Genomic DNA, 21329 nt, shown 5'->3' with positions numbered 1-21329 from the left:
AATCGACCAGACATGATATGACGGATTGCTGTCAAAATATTTAATTGGGCAACTAAAACGTCCAGATGTTCTGATGTTTATCGTCTAGTTGGTGTTCCTGTCCGGTGTAGTCGCACAGGAACGCTTGTGACGAGGGCTTTCGTCCCGACCAACTTTATTGCTACATTCTCACTGCAAAAGATGCTGCTAATTCCCGTTCTGGTTGCATACCAACTGTGGGCGGCATCGAACGATTTGCTACTTGCTCGATCAGTTGTAAATGTTGCGGCAGCATTTTAGCTAAACTATATTGTTCTAATGCTGTTTGACGGGCTTTGACGCGAATTTCTGCCATGCGGGTAGGATGGTCTAAAACTTCATCAATGCGATCGGCTACTTGTTTGGGCGAGAAGTAATCGACTAGCAAACCGTTTTCTCCGTCGCGGATAACTTCTCTCACCGGCCCGGTGTCGGAACCTATTACTAAACATCCCGTTGATAGAGATTCAATCATTGACCAAGATAGCACAAAAGGTCGGGTTAAATAAACGTGTACGTCGGATGCTTGAATTACTTTTAAATACAGTCCGTAAGGTAGGGGGCCGACAAAGTGAACTCGCGACAAATCTAGCGGCACTTTTTTGAGCATATAGTCTTTGTAAGACTCGCCGTTGGGTAAAGAACGACCGTAACAAACTCTTTCTGAACCAACGATTACGACGTGACAGTTGGGGCGGCGTTCTTGTACGTAGGCGATCGACTCAATGAATTCGGGAAAACCCCGGTAAGGTTCCATTCCCCGCGATACGTAGGTGACAATTTCATCAACGCCAGACAAGTCTAAGTTAGGCAAGACCAGTTTAGCACCGGGGTTTGGTTTGAAGTAATCGGTATCTACGCCGTCGTGGAGGACGGACAATTTCTTTTGTAATTCTGGCGGGAATTGCGATCGCTGCCAATAAGTCGGCGACAAACCCCAATCGCAAGAGTATAAATCGATCAAAATCGGCGCATTTTTGATTCTAATTCTGGCCATATCGTCAACTGTTAAAGGTTCCGCTGGGTCGAAATCTGCGTCGGAACCAATAGCATGATAAAACCACTCGAAATAACACAAAAGTGGCGTATTTGGAAATGCTTCTTTGACAAACAATGTCGGCCCCCAACCGGAATGTCCGCAGATAATATCGGGTACGAAACCGTCTGCTTTGAGTTGTTCTGCCATTCTAAATACGGCTTGTCCGTAGATGACGGCACTTTCTAAGGGGCGGACGTATTGGTGAGTCTGCGGGTGGGGTTCGCGGCTGGGTGTAAATGCTGCTTTGCGAACGCCGGGAATGTTCCACTCTGGGCGCTCGTTTTTAGTGCCGAAAACAATTTGATTTTTGGGTTCTGCGCCTAAAGCCGTGATAATGTGGCGGTATTGGGCGGGGAAGTTGGGATGGAGAAATAATGCTTTCATTGTCTGTTGTCTGTTGACTGTTGACTGTTGACTGTTGTCTGTTGACTGTTGACTGATAACAATCTAAAATCTAAAATCTAAAATCGATTGACTGTTGACTGATAACAATCTAAAATCGATTGACTGTTGACTGTTGACTGTTGACTGTTGACTGATAACAATCTAAAATCTAAAATCTAAAATCGATTGACTGTTGACTGTTGTTAGTTGAAATAAAATATTTTGATTCGGCTAAAAAGCTTTGGTTTTATTCATTGGGTGTTGGTGCTTTGCAGATCCAGACGCAATCTCGCGGTACGGAAGATGTATTTTTCAGGATGATTTGATAGTTTAAATGGTTGAGAAATTTTTCCATAATTGTATCAGTCATAACTGAAAATGCTGTGCCGTCTCTGTGCCCTAGCAAGTTTTTGTCCCACTCGCTGGCGAATTTTTGCCACCCTAATTCGCTAAAAATATTTGTGTGGTGAAACACGCAAATTCGATCGCCCCGCAGCAGTTTGGGAATTCGAGTCAGGTAGTTAAATATATCTACAGGCTCTACGTGTACCATTGTATCGTAACAAAAGCAGACATCGGCTGAACTTGGAGGGATGCCGTCTAATGTTAAACCGTCGAGTTTGACGTAAGAAACGCGATCGTCTCCCAAGCGCGATCGTGTCGCTTGCAGCATTTGACTGGAAATGTCGGCACAAATTAGCCGATCGCAATATTTCAGCAGCAGCGAACCTGTTTTTCCGCCGCCGATACCAATTTCTAAAACCGTATGTTCTTTTTTGATGTACGGTGCAATAAATTGCTGTTCTATTAGCGCTTCGTATTCGGCTAAGGAGTTGGCGGCGCCGGCAGCTTTACCTATCCATTCGTCGCCAATATGGGCAAGTTCGGCATTAGTTTTTTGCCACTGTTGGGCGTAACTGTCCCATGCCCTTTCATAATCTACTCTTGGGCGATCGGTCATTTTTTCATCGTTCATTTTTGATTGTTTTATAGTATTGATGGCTCAATTTTAAATATGTTCCGCAAGTCTTGGCAAATTATATCAAATCCTGCCAAAAATCTACGAGGTAGTTTACCGCGCTTGACTGCGCGGCGCGCTGGTACTGTCAGATGACTGATGACTGCTGAAATATGCTTCGCAGAAAATCTCTGCATAAGCTTGAGTCATCTCCTCAAAAGTATTCAGTGAATCCAAGACATATTTAGCGTTTTCAGCTAACTGCTGCCGCAATGATTTATCCTCCAATAAACTAATCAAAGCTGCAACTAATTCATCCGGGCGATCGGGCGTATAAAACAAACCGTTAATTCCAGGCCGCACTTGTTCTTTTATCCCAAAAACCGGCGTTGTAATAATTGGCAAATCGCAAGCCATCGCTTCCAAAATTACTCTCGGAAAACTTTCGACGCGAGAAGTGCAAACAAAAAGATCGGCCGCTTTGTAATATTTTCCAGTCTCCCCAGTTTCCGGGACTACTGTCACCCTTTGCCGCAACTCTTGCGGCAATTCTCCCACCAACTCGGCTAATTTATTGCTGTAAATACTCGGGCGATCGCCCACAATAAAACACTTAATTTTATTGTGCCATTTGTCAGGCAAAAGTGAAAGTGCTTTAACTAAATCCTGCTGTCCTTTGCGTTCGCATACCGTTCCCAGCAGCAAAATAACCACATCTTCCGCTGCAACACCTAAACTTTTTCTAGCCAATTCACAATTGTCCGAATTTTCCAGTTTGCTCAAATCTAAGCCGTTGTGAATCACGGTAAAATTGTGGTGGCTGTTGAGAGGCAAATACCTGTCCCGCGTGGCATCCGCCACAAAAATAACTTTGTAAGGAAAGCGAAAACACTCTAAAGCTCTCGCCGCAATCTCCGAACCAAACCTGTTAAAATAAGTTTGCCAAGGTTCGCTTTCGTGCACGTTCCACACCACAGGAATTCCCATTTGGTGCGCCGCATCAACTACAAAAAAGTTTTCTAAAGTATTGGCATAAATTGCATCTACTTTTAAACTGGCAATTTCTGTGCTAAAACTGCGGATGGCTTCATCGTAAGCATCGCGCTGATAGATGTGTTCGAGAGGATTTTCGCGCACAATTACTTCAATTCCCTGCTGTTCGTAAGCTTGACGCAGCGGCCCGTCTGTTACGCAAAGTACGATCGGCTCGATCGCACCCTCAGCCGCCAATTTCACGGCTATTTCGTACTGATGCAGTGGCGCCCCTGTAAAATCCAGCGAATTGCTGCACATCAAAACCTTAACACGATGAATCAAATTCTCTGCTTCTGCTACCAACAAACCAGAATCGGAAACTTCCAATGTATAACCTTCTTCCTTCTTCCCTCTTCCTTCTTCCTTCTTCCCTCTTCCTTCTTCCTTCTTCCCTCTTCCTTCTTCCTTCTTCCTTCTCTCTTCTTCCTTCATAAAAACCCGTCGAGGTTGAATATGAAAATACTCATCTTCTAAAGACAAGTGCGGACTGTAAAAACTGTCATTTTTCCCCGCGTACTTGCGCCTAAAAGCCGCCACTTCTTGAGGATTGTCGGTAAAACCCCTAGAAGTTCCCTCTTTGTGCAACAACTCCGCATCGGGACAATATACGCACCGATAACCCCGTTCTAACAGTCGGTATCCGTAATCTGCATCATTGTAAGCAACAGCAAAATTCTCCTCATCAAAACCGCCCAATTCTAAGAACAATTGACGCGGAGTAATCATGCAAGCCGCTGTTACCGCAGAGTAATTTCGCGTCACCATCGCTTGAGAAAGATAGCCTCGATTGTCGCTGTTCATCAGCTTAAAAGCGTGACCCGCCAAGCCGTGATGCAGCCCGTGAATTACGCCCGCGTGCTGAATTCTGCCGTCAGGATATAAAAGCCGCGCGCCGACTGCACCCACTGCGGGAATTTGAGCATATCCCACCATTTGACTCAACCAGCGCGGGTTAATTACTTCAGTATCGTTGTTCAAAAACAATACATATTCGCTATCAACTTGTTCCGCAGCGCGGTTGTTAATTGCTGCAAAACTAAACTTGCCGTCAGGATTTTTTATGCGCAAAACTTGGCAAGTTAATTCCTTTAAATATTCCAGAGTTTTCGGATCGTCGCTTTCGTTATCGATGACTGCAACTTGATAATTTTTGTATGCTGTAGTTTCTAGAGAATCCAGACAGGCTTTCAGCAATTTGAGCTGATTTTTAGTAGGAATAATTAGCGTTACTGATGGGCCGTTATCCGGGAAATCATGGGCAAATATGCCCAGATTTTCTTTAATTGCCCATGCGTGCTGAGCGACATTGCCGTTAATTTTTCGGCGGTTTAGTGCGTCTTGAATGGCTTTTTGACCTGCGGCAAAACTGGCGGGTTTTGCTGCCCCAGATATGGCTGTAGAACCGGGTGCGGTTCGCCAGTGATACAGCACTAGCGGCAGGTGCGCGACGCGGCGAGAAATTTCGGTTGCTCTCAAGGCAAAATCGTAATCTTGCGAGCCTTCAAAACCTATCCGCAAACCGCCTATTTCTTCAAAAATGTGTCTTCTGACAGCGCACAAATGACCGAGATACATATAGGAAAGCAGCAGTTCCGGCGACCATTCGGGTTTGAATTGCGGGGCGAATCGGCGACCTTTAGTGTCGATTTTGTCGTCGTCGGAATAGAGAAAATCGGTGGCTGGATGCGCTGCAAAATATAGGGCGACTTCGCCTAATGCGTCGGGAGTTAGTTCGTCGTCGTTGTCTAAAAACAGGATGATGTCGCCTGTTGCGAGGGCGGCGGCGCTGTTGGTTGCTGCGCTGATGTTGCCGTTTTCTGTACGAAATGTGATGCGGATGCGATCGTCCTTTTGGGCCCAGTTTTTCAAAGTCTCAGCCACAGTGAAATCGGTGCTGCAATCGTCGGCAATGCAGAGTTCCCAGTTTGGATAAACTTGATCGATCGCGCTAGCGATCGCACTTTCTAAAAAATCTATCTGCGGGTTGTAAACTGGCATTACTACCGAAATTTTTGGCAGGGGTTCCCGACAGGATTTTAACCGAGAAATTAAGTAATCGCGCGCGCGATCGTTCCACTGATTCACCTCCAGCCATGCGTCATATCTATCAATGGGTTGAGGCACCACAAAACCCGCAGGCGGCAGTAAATCTCCCGGCGCACTAAACTGTTTTTGCTGGCGGTAAATCTTCCCCAACTGGCGGATCACTTTCACAATTTCCCAGGGCAGGGGCACAATTCTGCCGAGACGCTGTTTTCTCTCCTTCGCCCGCTGCTGAATTGCGGCTGTAAACCTCGATAACTCGTCAAACTTATCTGCACTTCGCTGCCAGATATGGTACCGCCGCACAGTCAATTTTTTCGGCGCTTGAAAATACAAAATTTCCCCGGTTTCTAACTCAGCTTGCAGAGAAACGTGCCATTCGCCAGGAGGCAAATCGACAAGGGCCTCAAAACCGCTTTCCGAACTGTTAACCCAGTCGGGAAACACTTCGCCGACATCTTTTCGCCGCAAACCGTAGGCGCATTCTACAGAAGTATCGCCGCACAACAAGCTTAATTTAGCAATTTTGCGATCGTGGTGGCAGCACCAACCAGCAAACAAAATTTGACCCTGACGCTGTTCCCACACCACCGGTACATCTAAGGATGCTTGAATAGTTGAAACTAACAGCGGATAAGCTGCCAACAAATGCCATTTACCTCGATCGTCTTGCGCTTCCAGTAGCACTTCGTGCCGTCCTGCAGGCGCTTCCAATTGAATTGTAAAACCTGATTTCTTCGCAGCCGGAATATTAGAGTGTGCTAGCGCTATATCACTTCTATCTATGCCGTAAACGCCTGCGAAACTCTGGTCTTTTATTCTGGCGCGGACTGCTGTAGTCTCTCTTTTTTTGTGAAAAACCCAGCCGACAATTAGCAGGTTGGAATCACAAACTTGCCAAGTAGTGGGTCGATCTAACGAAAAAATAAATTTAGGGAACAATTCGCGTATTTTGCGCTGAACTTCCCACCATTTTTCTCTCACTTGCCACCATCTAGAAGACTTGATTGTAGCAATTTCTGCCCGAAAATTTTCAGTTTCCTGTCGGGATTGTTCTAATTTTTCCTGAGTATCCTTTAATCTTTCCTGAGTTTGACTTTGTGCTGTTTCTAACTGAAGTAACTCAGCTAACTTTTGCTGCAATATAAATTCATTCTCTTCAAATTGTACCTGAGTTTGCCCTAATTCTGCTTCTAATTCTAATACTTTCGCTAAAGCTGTTTGAAATTGCGATTCTTTCCCGGCAAGCTGTACCTGAGTTTGTCCTAATTCTGTTTCTAATCCGAGGAGTTTCGCTAACGCTTCTTGAAATTGCGATTCTTTGCCTGCAAGCTGTACCTGAGTTTGCCCTAATTCTGCTTCTAATTTTAAGACTTTTGTTAAAGCTTCTTGAAATTGCGATTCTTTGCCTGCAAGCTGTACCTGAGTTTGTCCTAATTCTGTTTCTAATCCGAGGAGTTTTGCTAAAGCTTCTTGAAAATTTGATTCTTTGCCTGCAAGCTGTACTTGAGTTGCTCCTAATTCTGTCTCTAACCCCAACACTTTCGCCTGGGCCTGGTGAAATTGTTCTTGCCACTGTTTGAGTTCGGAAGAGCTAGTTTTTTGCTGTTTTTCCAGCAAGCGGATTTTTAGCCAATCTTCAAATGGCCAGACTGGAGATGCGGGGAAATTAATAACTCGATCGATCGCACCTTTCGATTCGCTGCTGAGATTGCCAGCTTGGGTTTCCAAAACTTCATATAATTCTAATGCTTCGGGAAAATATTTTTCGATTAAACTCGGTCTGTGACTGTTAACAATATCGTTGACTAATAAAGATTCTTCAAAATTGTCGGCAGGTATTGCACCTAAGTTAACATTAAATTTTTCGTTGACTCGATCGAGGAAAAGTTCGGGAGTATTGCCGATGGGGTAAACGTTTGCTAGGAGACAGCGATGGGGAAAACGTTCGTAAAGTTCTAAAACTTTTTGATTGTAGTGAATCCACATTTTTACTGCCTTTGCGGGATTTTGCAGCAAGCTGACATCCGTTCCCCGGCGGTAAAGGGAATCGACTACTTCCCAGGGCGATCGATAAACACAGATAAAATTAGCTTCGGGAAGCAAAGTCAGCCAAAAATCCCAAAAAAGGGCTGTTCGCGGGTCTTTCCAACCCCAATGTTTGTGAGGAAGTTGATTTTGGTCGATCGCCCTTTTGGCCATTTCCACGTATTCTGCTGCTACCGGAATCGTTTTTTCAAACGTACAGCCGAGTTCATCAATACCGTGCGATCGCAAAACACTTTTGTGAAACTCCACAAAATCAACATTCTCGAAATGACCTTTCACATTTCCGTCTGCCGGGCCCACTAACTTTTTGCCAATATCAACCCCGACTTTTTGAAACAAAGAAGCTGTTAAAGACGTACCGGAACGGTGCATTCCGGTAACAATAAAAACCGACGGTTTGCTGTCATTTGTACTCACAATTTATCTCCCTCGCCCTAATTCCCACACCAAATTTACTCGCTACTCTCCCGCTACGCCCAGGGATCGCCTGACTTGAAACCACGCGCTTCTCAGTTTCCAGAACTTGCTGCTTTCCATTGCCAAAACCCGACACTTCGCTTGCTCTAATTCTTGCTTGACATTCATGAGTTGATTTTGAGTTTTCTCCAACTGCATTTGCACAGATACTAACTGATTTTGAGTTTGCTCCAATTGCGTTTGAGCTGAAACTAATTGATTTTGAGTTTCTTGCAACTTTGTTTGAGATTCTTCCAACTTTGTTTGAGTAATCATTAAGTTACTTTGGCTTTGCTCCCATTCTATCCTAGCTGACGCTAACTGAGTTTCGAGTAATTTGAGTTTGGTTTGAGTAGACCCCAACAAAGACTGCGATTGCCTTTGATTAACCAGCGATTTCACAGTGCTATTTTCCAGAATCCATTCCCAACCGTAGTTATTGATTGCTTTGACTGTTAACACATCCTCCAGCCCTACAGTGTTTTTTGGTAAATAACAGCTCCAACCCGACTGCAAAGCCACATCAGTTTCAAAATATCCAGCCACATCCTGGCGATCGTAAAAAGGCTCGCACCTCTGTACAACCTCGCCGTTTACCAGCACTTGCAGCTCCTCAATTCGACCGTCGAGGTTCACATCCGCCGCCCATCCTTCCAGATACAAATTCTCCTTATTAGTAAAAGCAGCAACATCAATATATCCTTCCGGGTGGTGATTGAATTTTAACTCCGAAAAATCTCTAACTAGCTCATTTGTGACAACATACAAATCTTGAAATCTGCATATGCCTTTTTTGATGCGGTGAACAAAAGCTTTGCCTCCGCTAACTCGCTCGACACATTCTCTCACAAACTTTTCAGTTACATAAGTTGTGCCGTACTCCTCCTTATCTAAAGACTGGCTTTCGCTTTGAGGACTAAACAAAATACCGTTGGCCGGCATTTCTATATCAGCTAGGCGCAAACACTCATCGTGAACGCTGAACATCAAAATGCCACTAGGAGTCAACAAATCGTACAGATTTTGCAACCAACTGGTAAAAGTTCTTTCCGGCATATGGCTGAAAAAAGAATTAGCCAGAATACAGTCAAACTTGCGGTCAATTAAATAATTTTCTGGTTTTCCCGTCGAGACAATACCGTTGACGCCCAAGTATTCAGTTTGAAACTTAACCGCGTTAGCATAAATGTCAGAAACCCAAATTCGTTCCGGCGGCATTTCCTGAATCAAAAACCGGGTAAATCGACCGTAACCGCAGGCAAAATCTAGAAAAGAGGGTACATTTTCAAAACTGCCAAAATGCCAATCCACAACTTGTTTAACCGTATCCAAGATGCGACGCCCGATCGAATAGTAGCGCACCAAAGCCCGATCGCGATCGTCTTTAACGTTGTTCAAGCTGAACAAATACATTTCATCGTCTTCGCAGATATTCAATTTAAAATTTTCGGGAAACTTAGTTTGATCTTGAATAAATGCTTTGATTACGGGATTTTTGACTAAATCTAAATTGATATCGTTCATTGTTTTTACAGGATTTTAGATAACCTCTGTTGACTCCTCTTTCACTAGAGTGTCAGCATTAACCACAGTTAAACACGGTTCGATCAGCAAGTCAACGATGCCGTTACCGCAGGACTCAGTACAAGACTGAACTCTAAACATCGCCACATCAACGCAGCGATCCAGATAAGTTAAATCTCCATCTACCGTTCCCACAACCCCAGCATTCAGAAAATAAACCCCGGGATTCAGCAAACATTTAAACTGAAACTTCACTACAATTGTCGTTCCCGCTTCCACATACCTAACTGACTGAGTAGAAGCCTTCAAAGAAGCACCCGCCAACTCAAAACCGCTAATTGTTTTAACCAACATTCCAAACCTAACTTTGGAAGTTGACCGGGAGAAAGTGACAGAGTAAGTGTAAATATAATCTTGACGACCGATCAAGTGATTTACCTGATTTCCCTTCAGCGTCTCGATGTGGGGGTTGATAATTTCCGCGCCGCGAGACGGATACCTTACCGTATTCGACGGTATCATCCCCGGATCGTAAAATTCATCATAATATTCCTTGGGTTTAGAGAGATGTTGCTCCGGTTTAACTTCCGTCTTTGTGCTGTCTAAATTAGCATCCTGAAGCTGGTCTTGACTTTCCTGTTTGGTCAGTTGGTTCAGAGCTCGAATATCTGACTTCAATCCCAGAACCAGATCCGGGTCGGCATAAATCAGCTTTTGATACTTAGAAATTACTACCTTCGGAGTGTGAGCGAGCAGCAATTCACCGCTATCCATTAAAATCGCAGAGGTACAAAGTTGCACCACAGAAGTAGCAGCGTGAGAAACAAATAAAATCGTTCCGCCACCTTCTTGAATGCTTTGCAAGCGGGCAAAACACTTGCGTTGAAAAGCTTCGTCGCCCACCGAAAGCGCCTCGTCAACCACCAAAATATCTGGCTCTACGCTAGTCGCAACGGCAAAAGCTAGCCTGACAAACATACCGCTAGAATAAGTTTTGACTGGCTGTTCTATGAAATCCCCAATATCAGCAAAAGCAGCGATATCGTCAAACTTTTCTTCAGTTTGTTTTTGATTGAATCCCAGTAACTGAGCGTTGAAAAACACATTTTGCCGCCCGGTAAATTCCGGGTTAAACCCGCTTCCGAGTTCCAACAAAGCGGAGACTCTGCCTTTAACATCTACGCTTCCTGCGGTAGGAGTCAGCGTCCCGACAATTATTTGCAGGAGAGTGCTTTTTCCCGAACCGTTGCGGCCGACGATTCCCAGAGTTTGTCCTTGAGGAATTTCTAAATTGATATCGTGCAGGGCCCAAAATTCGTCAGCGAGTTTTTTGCTGGGGTAAATAATTTCCTTTAAGCGGTCTCCTGGACGATCGTACCGCTTAAAGCATTTGGAAACATTTTTTAATGAAATTACATTTTCTGTCATCCGATTTGAGATTTTAGATTTTAGATTGATATTATGCCCGCTCGAAGGAAAAATAGGTTTGTAGTGAGTACGATCGTCCTCTGATTTTTATGAGGACTTGCATTCCGATGCTGCAAACACCTTGATTGCGATTTTAGATTGAAGAATTGACTTTGGATCTAAAACAAATTTACAGCACGTCAGCAAAAGCGGGACGCAAACGTCGGTAAATCCCAAAACCCGCACAAAATATAGCAGCAGAAATTAGCGTGGCGACACCCCATTCGCCCCAATGCTTAACTTCTCCAAGCAGTATGAGGTCTCGATAAACCTCCGAGATGGCGGCCATTGGATTCAGCCAAAATATCCACACTCGCCACTCTTGGGGGATGATTGATGCCGGGTAGACGATCGGCGTCAAATAAAACCAAAAATTTAGAATAACACCTAATGTCTGAGGAATGTCTCGCAAAAATACCGTCAAGCCCGCTGTCAAATATCCCAAACCAGCAGTTATCAGCAACTGAGGCACCCACACCAGCGGCAGCAAGCATAAAGTAGCGTTGAGCTTTTGCGACGACACTGCTACTATCACAATCAAAGCTGCTAAACCCAAAGAACTTTCAAGAAAAGCTGTAAAAATCGGCACTAGGGGCAGCAAACCGAGAGGAAATACCACTTTTTTCACTAAATTCGGCTGTCCCACCACCGATACTCCCGACTTGATCAAACCGCTGGTGAAGGCAGTCCAAGGCAGCAAACCTGCAAACAGCCAGACTCCAAATGTAATGTCGCTGTTTTCCGGGAACCCTGCAAGGCTGAGCTTTACCTTGAGGACGATCGAAAATACGTATGTGTAAATCACTAATTGCGATAGCTGATTCAGCAGCGGCCACAAATTGCCCAGAATCGAGCCTTTGTATTGAGCTTCCAAGTCCCGGCGCACCAATGTTCCCAGCAGATTCAGCTTCGCCCAGCGCCGGGGCGTACTTGCGGGCAGCCTGCTGCTTACCCTTCGGGCTTTTTGGGCAACTCCTTTCACCGTTCTCAGCAATTTTTTCGCCCTCGTTCACTACCTTCACACCTAAATCAACTCAAGCTACAATTGTGCAGCTTTTACTAAACCGCAATTATTCCACAGCCCCGTCGTTTTGATCAAGCACCTGTCACCCTGGCGAAGGATGTTATTTTAGCCGATCGCCGATCGCACTGCCGAACCGATCGCTAGTTTTTGCTCGTCGTCGTAGCCCCACCGCCGGAAAAATTCTTCGTACTCGCCGTTGGCATTCTGCAAACTTTCTAGCATTTGCGACCCTATAGTTTGACAGGCCGGCATTTGCAGGATTTGAATTAAATTGCGCGATCGCTCCTGCACTCTAGCAGAATCGGCCGCCATTTCCTCCTTTTGCTGGCGCGAATGATGCACGACCATTGCCGCCGACATCGCCAAATTTTTCACCAGCAGTTCTGCTACGATCTCAGGAGCCGATCGCAGCGCCTCGACTACTCCGGGTGACGGGCGATCTGCCTCCTGTCGGTCGTCCGTTAGATAGGTGACAAAAAACCCCCTAGCACCGTTCTGTGTTTTCACCAGAGAAGCCACAGCTTGCTCGATGTCGGCCTGTAAAAGTCGATCGGCCTCCATGAACGACAGTAAAGATTGAGTCAGCTCGATCGCCCCTTCAAAAGTTATGCTTTCCGATGCTAGTAAAGAAGATGGAATACTCATAACGAGCTCAATAATTTTAAAGAATCTGCTAACAATTGTAAACACTTCCCGCTGCCCGATCGCAAATAAATATGGCTATTATCTCCTCCAAACAACAGCCCCCCGATCCAAATCTACCTGAAGACATAGCCCCGACCCGCCGCAAAAAAGCCGCCAAACCCCAGGCGGAATCTTTGCTAGAATCGCAAGAACTACCCGACGAAATCAACAGCAAACAAGACGACAAAATCCGACCCCAACGCTTAGCAGAATACATCGGGCAAAAAGACTTGAGAGAAGTTTTGGCGATCGCAATTGCAGCCGCCAAATCTCGCGGCGAACCGATGGATCACTTGTTACTATACGGGCCTCCAGGGTTGGGTAAAACCACAATGTCGCTAATTCTAGCAGCAGAAATGGAAGTTGAATGCAAAATTACCACCGCCCCTGCTTTAGAAAAACCGCGAGATATTGTCGGATTGCTGATCAACCTCAAAGCAGGCGACGTGCTGTTTATTGACGAAATTCACCGTTTATCTAAAGTTACAGAAGAAATTCTCTATCCGGCGATGGAAGACTGTCGGTTAGATATTACGATCGGTCAAGGCAAAAGCGCGAAAATCCGCAGCATACCCCTGAAACCGTTTACTTTAGTAGGAGCAACCACAAAAGTCGGGTCGCTGACCTCTCCGCTGCGCGATCGCTTCGGCTTGATCCAAAGATTGCGCTACTACGAAATAGACGAACTCAGTCTAATTATCCAAAGAAGCGCCCAAGTTTTAGACACTCAAATCACCCCAGAAGGAGCCGCAGAAATTGCCCGCCGATCTCGCGGAACGCCCCGGATCGCTAACCGCTTGCTGCGGCGAGTTAGAGACTACAGCGAAGTCAAAAATTTAAAGCCAATTGATGCAGAAGTTGCCTCAGTAGCCCTAGAACTGTTCAACGTCGATCCGCTAGGTTTAGATTGGACAGATCGGCGGATTTTAACAGCAATGATTGAGAACTTTAACGGCGGTCCAGTGGGCTTAGAAACCCTCGCAGCTTCTACAGGAGAAGATACTCAAACCATTGAGGATGTATACGAACCTTATTTAATGCAAATCGGATTGTTGCAGCGGACAAGTCGCGGAAGAATGGTAACGGTGGCTGCTAGAAAACACTTGGGTTTACTCGAATAGAAGGAGTAAAAAATGGTACAAATACAAGAAACAAAAACACTAAGTTTGTCAGAGTTTCTAAAACAGCCAGAAACAGAACCAGCTAGCGAATATATCAACGGTAAAATCATCCAAAAGCCTATGCCACAAGGAAAACATAGCCGAATTCTATGTGAATTAGTCCCAGCTATTAATGTGGCAGTTAAAAATCAGAAAATTGCCTTAGCTTTTCCTGAATTTCGGTGTATTTTTGGCGGTCGATCAATTGTGCCAGATGTCACAGTATTTACTTGGGAAAGAATACCTGTTGATGAAAATGGGGATGTTGCTAATGTATTTGAAACTTACCCAGATTGGACAATTGAAATTCTGTCTCCATGCCAGAGTCAAACTCAAGTAACTGGGAATATTTTACACTGTCTGAAAAACGGCACTAAAATGGGTTGGCCGATCGATCCGATGGTACGCTCGATATTAATTTATCCACCGGGAAAGCAAGCGGAAATTTTAGCAAAACCCGAAGAATTGTTGCCTGTTCCAGATTGGGCAGCAGAATTGCGGCTGACGGTAGGAGATTTGTTTGGGTGGTTGAAACTATAGCAGAAGTCAATCGATTTTAGATTTTAGATTTTAGATTTTAGATTCGACCCCACGGATGAATCCGGGGGCGAGCACAAGATGATTCGGAGCTTTTTTTCTACCTCCACGGATGAATCCGGGGGCACGGACATAATTACTTTCGGTCAGTTGACAGTTGACAGTTGTTATTTGTTATTGGGTACTAATAATTTTCCCGGCAGTGCTTCCAATTACCAATTACTAATTCAATTAGAATTACACATTACCAATTACTAATTCCAATTACGCATTACCAATTCCCCATGTTAATATCCCTCAGAATAGAAAACTTTGCCTTAATTGACTGCCTGGATCTAGAATTTGGCCCGAGTTTGAACGTATTTACAGGGGAAACAGGCGCTGGTAAATCGATTATTCTAGACGCGATCGATGCAGTGTTGGGCGGGAAAGTCGATCGCCGATCGATTCGCACCGGAGCAGCGCGGGCAATATTGGAAGCTACCTTTGAATTGGACAAAGCCACAGCTTTGTGGCTGGGCGAGCAAGAAATCGAACCCATAGACGGAAATTTAGCCGTTTGCAGCCGGGAAATTAACGCATCAAGCGGTAATCTGCGCACCAGATCCCGCTTGAACGGAATTCTGGTCAACCGCCAGTTAATGGACCAACTGCGCGATCGGCTGGTCGAAATTACCGCCCAAGGCCAAACCGTCCACCTCGGACAAGAAACCCTCCAGCGAGAATGGCTCGACCTCTACGGCGGCAAAAAGCTCGCTGAAGCGCGATCGATCGTCGCAGCCGCGTGGATCTGTGCCAGCAATGCCAAAACAGCCCTCAAACGCAGGCGTCAGTCGGAACAGCAGCGGCTGCAAAGACTTGATTTGTTAGAATACCAAGTCCGAGAACTCGGCGAAGCCCACATCGAAGACCCCGGCGAACTCGAACAGCTAGAACAAGAATCAATCCGGCTGGGCCACGTCGTCGAATTGCAGCAGCAGAGTTACCAAGTCCACCAAGCCCTGTACCAAAACGACGGCGACACCGCATCAGCCGCCGACTTGTTGAGCAAAGCCGAAGTAATTTTAAGCGACATGGCTGTTTACGACGTGCAGTTGCAACCAATCCTAGAAATGGTCAGCGATGCTTTAGCTCAAGCCACAGAAGCCAGCAGGCAAATTAGCAGCTACGGCGAACAATTAGAAGCAGATCCCGAAAGACTCGAAGAAGTAGAAGAGAGAATTCGCGAACTCAAACAAATTTGCCGCAAATACGGGCCGCTCAAAGAGGCGATCGCCTACTACCAAAGCATTCAAAACGAACTAAACGAACTTTTAGAAGGAGGCGAGTCAATGGAAGCCTTAGAGCTCGCATATCAGACCGCCCTACAGCAATTAAAAGACGCTTGCAGCCACCTCACTACCCTGCGGCGCGAAGCAGCCCTCAAACTAGAAACGCACTTAGTAGGAGAACTTAAGCCGTTAGCAATGGAAAAAGTGCAATTTCAAGTCGAGCTCTCGCCTTCTACCCCAACCGCTAGCGGTGCCGACCAAATCGCCTTTTGTTTCAGTCCCAATCCCGGCGAACCCCTGCAACCCCTGGGCGCGATCGCCTCTGGGGGAGAAATGAGCCGCTTTTTGCTCGCCGTCAAAGCTTGTTTTTCGCAAATAGAAAGCGCCGGTACGCTGATTTTTGACGAAATTGACGCCGGAGTCTCCGGGAGAGTCGCCGGCGCGATTGCCAAAAAACTCTACCAACTCTCCGACAAACACCAAGTTCTCTGCGTCACCCACCAGCCGCTGATCGCCGCGATGGCTGATTTTCATTTTCGCGTCAACAAACAGACGATCGAAGCAGAACCGAGTATCGACGAACCCGCAGCCAATTCCGAACCATTGGAACGCACGGTAGTCAGAGTTGCCGCCCTCAACAGCGAGCAGCGGCGCGAAGAACTCGCCCAACTCGCCAGCGGCCGCTCAGCAACAGAAGCCATCGCCTTCGCCGAATCCCTGCTCGTCGAAGCCGCCGGATTGCGAAAAATTCAGTCGGCTCAACCCTGACGATACCCTCAAGCCGATCGGGGGGTCAAAAAACGGAGTTTTTTCAGAGCCGGAGGTTACACTAAAAATATCAACCGCAAATTTTACAAAAAAAGCTGAAAGCCCCGTAATTTTAGTCGCGGGATGAAAGCTAAGAACAGAAAAATTGACAGAAATTCTAGTTAAAAAACACAATTGTGTAGATAAGGGCACACATCAGTAGCAACTGGTGGTGTCACAATTGCCAGTAGTCCCGCAAAGCCGTCCCTCTTTCAGCAGTCCTTCCTGCTGCACGCATTCGCGTTCCTGCGGGCGATCGGATCGGAGACCAGCAGAACCTAGTTAAACCAGGCACGCACGATGTCACAATCAGTTAATAAACTATTTAAACAGGATTCGCATTCTCTAAAAAGAGTGCAGCAATGCCACAGCAGCGTTACCGTCGCACCAGCAGTTCACCAGCAATCCCAACAGAATTGCCCTTGCCCTGTGGCCGGAGTTCTGTAAACTGGGAAATACTTTCACACATACTTGAGTTTTGTGCGACAGGTGACTCACCAATGAACTTGCCCGCTGTCCTAGCTTAGAGACTAACCCTTACACTTAAGCTTCTGTAAAGGTCTATGAAATCTGCATCTTCCAATCTGTCAGCTATGGAAAACGTGATAGATGTCACTCCTGTAAGTGAAAATCATCAGGAACAGCATTCTCATTATCCCTCTAGCAATAATCAAATCGTCAAAAGCCAAGGAAACTTCTCCAGTTTCCTCGCACCCCTAAACAAGGATAGTTTTAAAGGAGTCGCCAGGGAAGTAGAGGAAAAACTGAGGGTTGTCAATCAAACGCTGGGAATGCTCGACAATATCCTGGACAGCCAGGGATTTGACGCCATCCTTAACGAAATGTTGCAGTCGATTACCCTCAAAACAGGGGAATTGCTAAATGCCGATCGCAGCACTATATTTTTATTAGACGACGAAAAAAATGAACTCTGGGCCAGAGTCGCTAAAGACGAAAATGGCAACAACCTAGAGATCAGAGTACCCGCCCATGTAGGCATTGCTGGAGAAGTAGCCACGGAGAAAAAAGTGGTGAACATTCCTTATGATTTTTATAACGACCCCCGCTCGGCTAACGCCAAAAAAACTGACGAAAGAACAGGATATCGCACTTATACAATGCTGGCGATGCCCCTGATCAACGAAGAAACAGGAGAGTTAGTAGCAGTCGTTCAACTGATTAATAAACTCAAGCCCAACCACGAACATTATGGTACTTTAGAAGCACAGATTGATAAGGTAGGTTTTACTCAAGAAGACGAACAAGTTTTTCGAGAATTTGCCCCGTCGATTCGCTTAATTCTAGAGTCTTCTAAATCTTTTTACGCAGCAACTCAAAGACAACGGGCCGCGACAGCGCTGATGAACGCCGTCAACGCTCTTTCTCAGAGCAGTTTAGACTTAGAAGATACCCTAAAAAGGGTTATGGATCAGGCCCAAGAACTGATGAACGCCGATCGCAGCACCCTCTGGCTAATCGATGAAGACAGAAATCAACTCTGGACAAAAATTCCCAAAGATGGCGTCTTAGAAGAACTGCGAATATCCAGTAACGCGGGGTTTGCTGGGATCGTCGCCCAATCTGGCGAACCCTTGCTGATTCCCTTTGACCTGTACGACGACTTGCGTTCAGCTACTTCCCAAAAAACCGACCAGCAGTTTGGCTATCGGACTTGCAGTATGCTCTGTATGCCAGTGTTTAATGCAGACCATAAATTGATTGGAGTTACTCAACTAATCAACAAAAAAAGACAAGGAGAATTCCCCCGCTACAACCCGGAAGATTGGCCGCACGCCCCCGATCAGTGGAAAGCGAGTTTCAATCGCAACGACCTGGAATTTATGAAGGCGTTTAACATCCAAGCAGGAGTCGCCCTGCAAAACGCCAAACTGTTTGCAGAAGTCAAACAGCAAGAACAAAGACAAAAAGATATGCTGCACGCCTTGACTAACGGCGTGATTTCTACCGATAAAAAAGGGAATATAGTAGCGACCAATCCCAGTGCCAAAAAATTACTGGGTGTCAGCGATGCCGAATTAGCAGAAGGTCAATCTGTGCGGGATTTGATTAAGTTAGAAAAAGGCGATTTTGCCAAATGGTTCGATGCGTCTTTGTCTCCCGAAGACGATAACGACCGCCAGCAGTATTACCCAGATCAAGTTTTGCTTTCCTTGGAAGGAAAAGCACAGAGTATCAATCTCTCGATTAATTCAATGACCGACGCTACTGACCCCAACAAGGTCAACGGCGCGTTAGTCGTCATGGAAGATATCAGCGACGCCAAGCAAATCAAAAACTTGATGTACCGTTACATGACCCCCGAAGTAGCCGAAGCGCTGTTAGCTTCAGGGGATCACGGATTGGGCGGCAAGCGCAAAAACGTTTCGGTACTGTTCTCAGACATTCGCAGCTACACCACACTTACGGAAAAATTGCAAGCCGAAGAAGTGGTAGTGATGCTCAACAAATATTTTGAAGTGATGGTAGATGTCGTATTCGAGTACGGAGGGACTCTCGACAAATACATCGGCGACGCTTTGATGGCAGTTTTTGGCTCTCCAGCGCCCCTAGAGGATCATGCTTGGTGTGCAATGCAAACAGCAGTGAAAATGCGGGAAAAACTGGCTGAGTTCAATCGAGAGCGTATGTCACATGGGGAATTGCCGATCGGCATTGGCATGGGCATCCATTCCGACGAAGTTGTCAGCGGCAACATCGGATCGAGCAAACGCATGGAACTGACTTCGATCGGAGATGGGGTAAATCTAGCCTCTCGCCTAGAAGGAGCCAGCAAGCAGTACGGCACCGACTTGATCGTCAGCGACAACACATACAGAGACTACAAAGATCGACTGTACGTGCGGGAACTCGATTTTATTACTGTTAAAGGCAAAAGCGAACCCGTAATCGTTTACGAACTCGTCGGCATCCGCGAGGAATACTCGCCAGTGGGCAAGTCACTAACCGCAACACAGCAAAAAATTATAGAACATTACACGAAGGGGCGCGAATATTACAAAGCTCCAGTCCACCAAAGACTCTCTGAGAGTGAGGTGAAAAAGATCTTAAAGAATGTCGCCGAAATGCCGGAGGCAGAGATTAAGAAACTGTCCTACAATGTCGAGCAACAGTTGGAACACGAACTCAAGAACCTCTTATGTCAACTGAAAAAGCTGTCAGAGTACGACCCAAAACACTTGTCCGAAGCAGACAAACTCATCGTGATTCTGCAGCCAGAAATCCAACTGCTGAAATTGGAAGGCATCAAAAACGTCTCGGAAGACGAAGCTAAAATGCTGCTGCAAGCAAAAATCAAGCCGCTATCAGCAGACGAGATTCAATACTTGCAAGAAGGCGAAGTCAAAAAGCTGTTGGAAGCAGACATCTTAGAACCATCAAATCCCCAAATCAAGCGGCTGAAACCTGCCGAGATCAGGCAGCTATTGCAGGCGAAAATTAAAAGTCGGGCCTGCGAGACAGTTGCAGAAATGTTAGATGAGGAATTTGAAAACCTGGGACTCGATAGGGTGAAAAAACTGCTGAGCGAGTTTAAGAAAGCCTTAGAACCAAAAGCCAAGCAAGCTTTTACAGACGCCGCACGCGAATTTAACGCCGTTCTGGACGTTGACCCGAAAAACAAGGCAGCTAAATTGCACGTCGATCGCTGTATGTTATTTCAACATCGGTTTTCAGACGTACTCAACTGGGACGGTGTGTGGAATCTCACAGAAAAATAGCAGCGGCCCACAGCAAATCCTCGCGGTAGCGTCAGGGTTCGGGGCGGGGGCGATCGCGATCGGGGGTGCGGCTCCCATCCGACTGCCAATTAACCTTAATATCCTGTTGGAGCTTATTTAAAATTGCTCCAACAGGTATCATTGTTAGATAACCCGACTTGAACTCGCTAACTTGCTTTTGCCCGATGCCCGCCTTTCGCGCTACCAGTGGCAACAAACAAAGCACTTCTACCGTGAGAAGAGCTTGAAACACAGTTAAGAGTTGCGCTCGCATTACCCAGTTTATAAAAAAAATCTTGGGGAAAGGCGATGAAACATCCGCTCAGAAAGCGGGTTATTGACCCCGCCCGCGTAAGCTTTAATAGCGTTGGCGACTCATAAAAGCAGCTTGCTTTCATCAGATAGTCAACGTTGTAGTCTTAGATATAGAAAACTACTAGCATCAGTTATGGATAATTGGAATTCGCAATCGGGAGATATTGAGTCGGTAGATCAGGTTTACCAACTATTGCTAGAGATTGCTCGCAGTTCGCTGTCAGATATCCCCAGAATCCCCGAAAACATCACTCTAAAGTCTCTTCCCCTGATCCAGAAACTACAAAGCATTCAGCAAAGACCACAGGGGCAAGCATTTAAATCCGATTCCTTTTCGGTAAACGATCTTGAATGGGTGTCTCAAGTCCGTCACCTGCTCGAAGAACTGACCGGCGAGTCTTTGTCGGAACGGCCAAAAATGCCGGAAAACCTCGCCGGCAGAGCTTTGAGTCTGGCAGATAAGGCACAAAGTATCAAAGAAAACATAGAAGAAAATGCAGCCCACAGCCCAACAGATGAAGATGAGAACTCCTTGCAGTCTCCTGATTCGCTGCTGAACCTTTTGCACCAAAGTTTAAAAACTCAGCGCGCCAAAAGCTACAAACCAGACGCTCCCGAATGGCAGCAAGTCTTGACACTGCTAGATGTAGTGCAGTCAATTTACAAGCAAATTCAAAGTTAAATTCAAGCTTAAATCACGGGTCTCTTCATTGTGCGCGATCGCATTAAGTAGGTCAGTGCAAAAGGGAGCATGTCAAGTTTGCGCGCGCTCGCCAGCACTCCAGATGAAGACAGAGAGTCAGTTAGCGACTGTTGTCTGC

14 protein-coding genes are annotated in these 21329 nt (G+C 46.0%); 6 read left to right on the top strand and 8 right to left on the bottom strand.

All coding sequences use genetic code 11. The features are described from left to right. Nucleotides 1-160: 160 nt before the first annotated feature. From QUA80_RS18175 to QUA80_RS18145, 7 genes are all read right to left on the bottom strand, one after another. Nucleotides 161-1441 (bottom strand): glycosyltransferase family 4 protein, encoded by a 1281-nt coding sequence (locus QUA80_RS18175; protein WP_333426514.1) that lies wholly within the window; start codon nucleotides 1439-1441, stop codon nucleotides 161-163. Between the two features lie 247 nt (nucleotides 1442-1688). Further along, nucleotides 1689-2417 (bottom strand): class I SAM-dependent methyltransferase, encoded by a 729-nt coding sequence (locus QUA80_RS18170; protein WP_333426513.1) that lies wholly within the window; start codon nucleotides 2415-2417, stop codon nucleotides 1689-1691. Between the two features lie 96 nt (nucleotides 2418-2513). Next, nucleotides 2514-7943, bottom strand: a complete 5430-nt coding sequence (locus QUA80_RS18165; RefSeq protein WP_333426512.1) for a glycosyltransferase — start codon at nucleotides 7941-7943, stop codon at nucleotides 2514-2516. A 42-nt stretch (nucleotides 7944-7985) separates the two neighbouring features. Further along, nucleotides 7986-9506, bottom strand: a complete 1521-nt coding sequence (locus QUA80_RS18160; protein WP_333426511.1) for a methyltransferase — start codon at nucleotides 9504-9506, stop codon at nucleotides 7986-7988. 15 nt (nucleotides 9507-9521) lie between these two features. Continuing rightward, a complete protein-coding gene (locus tag QUA80_RS18155; protein ID WP_333426510.1) occupies nucleotides 9522-10934 on the bottom strand; it encodes an ABC transporter ATP-binding protein in 1413 nt (470 codons plus the stop codon). A gap of 169 nt (nucleotides 10935-11103) precedes the next feature. Continuing rightward, nucleotides 11104-11913 (bottom strand): ABC transporter permease, encoded by an 810-nt coding sequence (locus QUA80_RS18150; protein ID WP_333426548.1) that lies wholly within the window; start codon nucleotides 11911-11913, stop codon nucleotides 11104-11106. 189 nt (nucleotides 11914-12102) lie between these two features. Further along, nucleotides 12103-12642, bottom strand: coding sequence for a hypothetical protein (locus tag QUA80_RS18145; RefSeq protein ID WP_333426509.1), 540 nt, complete (start codon nucleotides 12640-12642; stop codon nucleotides 12103-12105). A gap of 71 nt (nucleotides 12643-12713) precedes the next feature. On the opposite strand from QUA80_RS18145, the gene ruvB reads away from it, so the two are divergent. The 5 genes from ruvB (at nucleotide 12714) to QUA80_RS18120 (ending at nucleotide 20193) form a co-directional block, all read left to right on the top strand. Continuing rightward, a complete protein-coding gene (ruvB, locus tag QUA80_RS18140) occupies nucleotides 12714-13802 on the top strand; it encodes a Holliday junction branch migration DNA helicase RuvB (RefSeq protein ID WP_333426508.1) in 1089 nt (362 codons plus the stop codon). Nucleotides 13803-13814: 12 nt separating this feature from the next. Beyond that, nucleotides 13815-14381 (top strand): Uma2 family endonuclease, encoded by a 567-nt coding sequence (locus QUA80_RS18135; protein WP_333426507.1) that lies wholly within the window; start codon nucleotides 13815-13817, stop codon nucleotides 14379-14381. Nucleotides 14382-14662: 281 nt separating this feature from the next. Continuing rightward, nucleotides 14663-16417 carry a DNA repair protein RecN gene (recN, locus tag QUA80_RS18130; RefSeq protein WP_333426506.1) on the top strand — a complete coding sequence of 585 codons (1755 nt, stop codon included), beginning with the start codon at nucleotides 14663-14665 and terminating at the stop codon, nucleotides 16415-16417. Between the two features lie 339 nt (nucleotides 16418-16756). Beyond that, a complete protein-coding gene (locus QUA80_RS18125) occupies nucleotides 16757-16903 on the top strand; it encodes a hypothetical protein (RefSeq protein WP_333426505.1) in 147 nt (48 codons plus the stop codon). Between the two features lie 116 nt (nucleotides 16904-17019). Beyond that, nucleotides 17020-20193 carry a GAF domain-containing protein gene (locus QUA80_RS18120; RefSeq protein WP_333426504.1) on the top strand — a complete coding sequence of 1058 codons (3174 nt, stop codon included), beginning with the start codon at nucleotides 17020-17022 and terminating at the stop codon, nucleotides 20191-20193. Nucleotides 20194-20224: 31 nt separating this feature from the next. Here the strand turns inward: QUA80_RS18120 and QUA80_RS18115 are convergent, their stop codons facing one another. Further along, nucleotides 20225-20467 carry a hypothetical protein gene (locus tag QUA80_RS18115; RefSeq protein WP_333426503.1) on the bottom strand — a complete coding sequence of 81 codons (243 nt, stop codon included), beginning with the start codon at nucleotides 20465-20467 and terminating at the stop codon, nucleotides 20225-20227. Nucleotides 20468-20641: 174 nt separating this feature from the next. Between QUA80_RS18115 and QUA80_RS18110 the strand changes: the two genes are divergently transcribed. Beyond that, nucleotides 20642-21190 (top strand): inorganic pyrophosphatase, encoded by a 549-nt coding sequence (locus QUA80_RS18110; protein ID WP_333426502.1) that lies wholly within the window; start codon nucleotides 20642-20644, stop codon nucleotides 21188-21190. The last annotated feature ends 139 nt before the right edge of the window (nucleotides 21191-21329 follow it).

The organism is Microcoleus sp. F4-D5 (assembly GCF_036704885.1).
Lineage (GTDB): Bacteria > Cyanobacteriota > Cyanobacteriia > Cyanobacteriales > Microcoleaceae > Microcoleus.
The sequence above is the reverse complement of the archived record's forward strand: the minus strand, read 5'-3'. Positions and strand labels throughout refer to the sequence as shown.

Excerpts from the sequence above, each read along its gene's own strand:
- QUA80_RS18175 (WP_333426514.1), bottom strand. The coding sequence starts at position 1,441 with ATGAAAGCATTATTTCTCCATCCCAACTTCCCCGCCCAATACCGCCAC.
- QUA80_RS18170 (WP_333426513.1), bottom strand. The coding sequence starts at position 2,417 with ATGAACGATGAAAAAATGACCGATCGCCCAAGAGTAGATTATGAAAGG.
- QUA80_RS18160 (WP_333426511.1), bottom strand. The coding sequence starts at position 9,506 with ATGAACGATATCAATTTAGATTTAGTCAAAAATCCCGTAATCAAAGCA.
- QUA80_RS18155 (WP_333426510.1), bottom strand. The coding sequence starts at position 10,934 with ATGACAGAAAATGTAATTTCATTAAAAAATGTTTCCAAATGCTTTAAG.
- QUA80_RS18145 (WP_333426509.1), bottom strand. The coding sequence starts at position 12,642 with ATGAGTATTCCATCTTCTTTACTAGCATCGGAAAGCATAACTTTTGAA.
- ruvB (WP_333426508.1), top strand. The coding sequence starts at position 12,714 with ATGGCTATTATCTCCTCCAAACAACAGCCCCCCGATCCAAATCTACCT.
- QUA80_RS18135 (WP_333426507.1), top strand. The coding sequence starts at position 13,815 with ATGGTACAAATACAAGAAACAAAAACACTAAGTTTGTCAGAGTTTCTA.
- recN (WP_333426506.1), top strand. The coding sequence starts at position 14,663 with ATGTTAATATCCCTCAGAATAGAAAACTTTGCCTTAATTGACTGCCTG.
- QUA80_RS18125 (WP_333426505.1), top strand. The coding sequence starts at position 16,757 with ATGTCACAATCAGTTAATAAACTATTTAAACAGGATTCGCATTCTCTA.
- QUA80_RS18120 (WP_333426504.1), top strand. The coding sequence starts at position 17,020 with ATGAAATCTGCATCTTCCAATCTGTCAGCTATGGAAAACGTGATAGAT.
- QUA80_RS18115 (WP_333426503.1), bottom strand. The coding sequence starts at position 20,467 with ATGCGAGCGCAACTCTTAACTGTGTTTCAAGCTCTTCTCACGGTAGAA.
- QUA80_RS18110 (WP_333426502.1), top strand. The coding sequence starts at position 20,642 with ATGGATAATTGGAATTCGCAATCGGGAGATATTGAGTCGGTAGATCAG.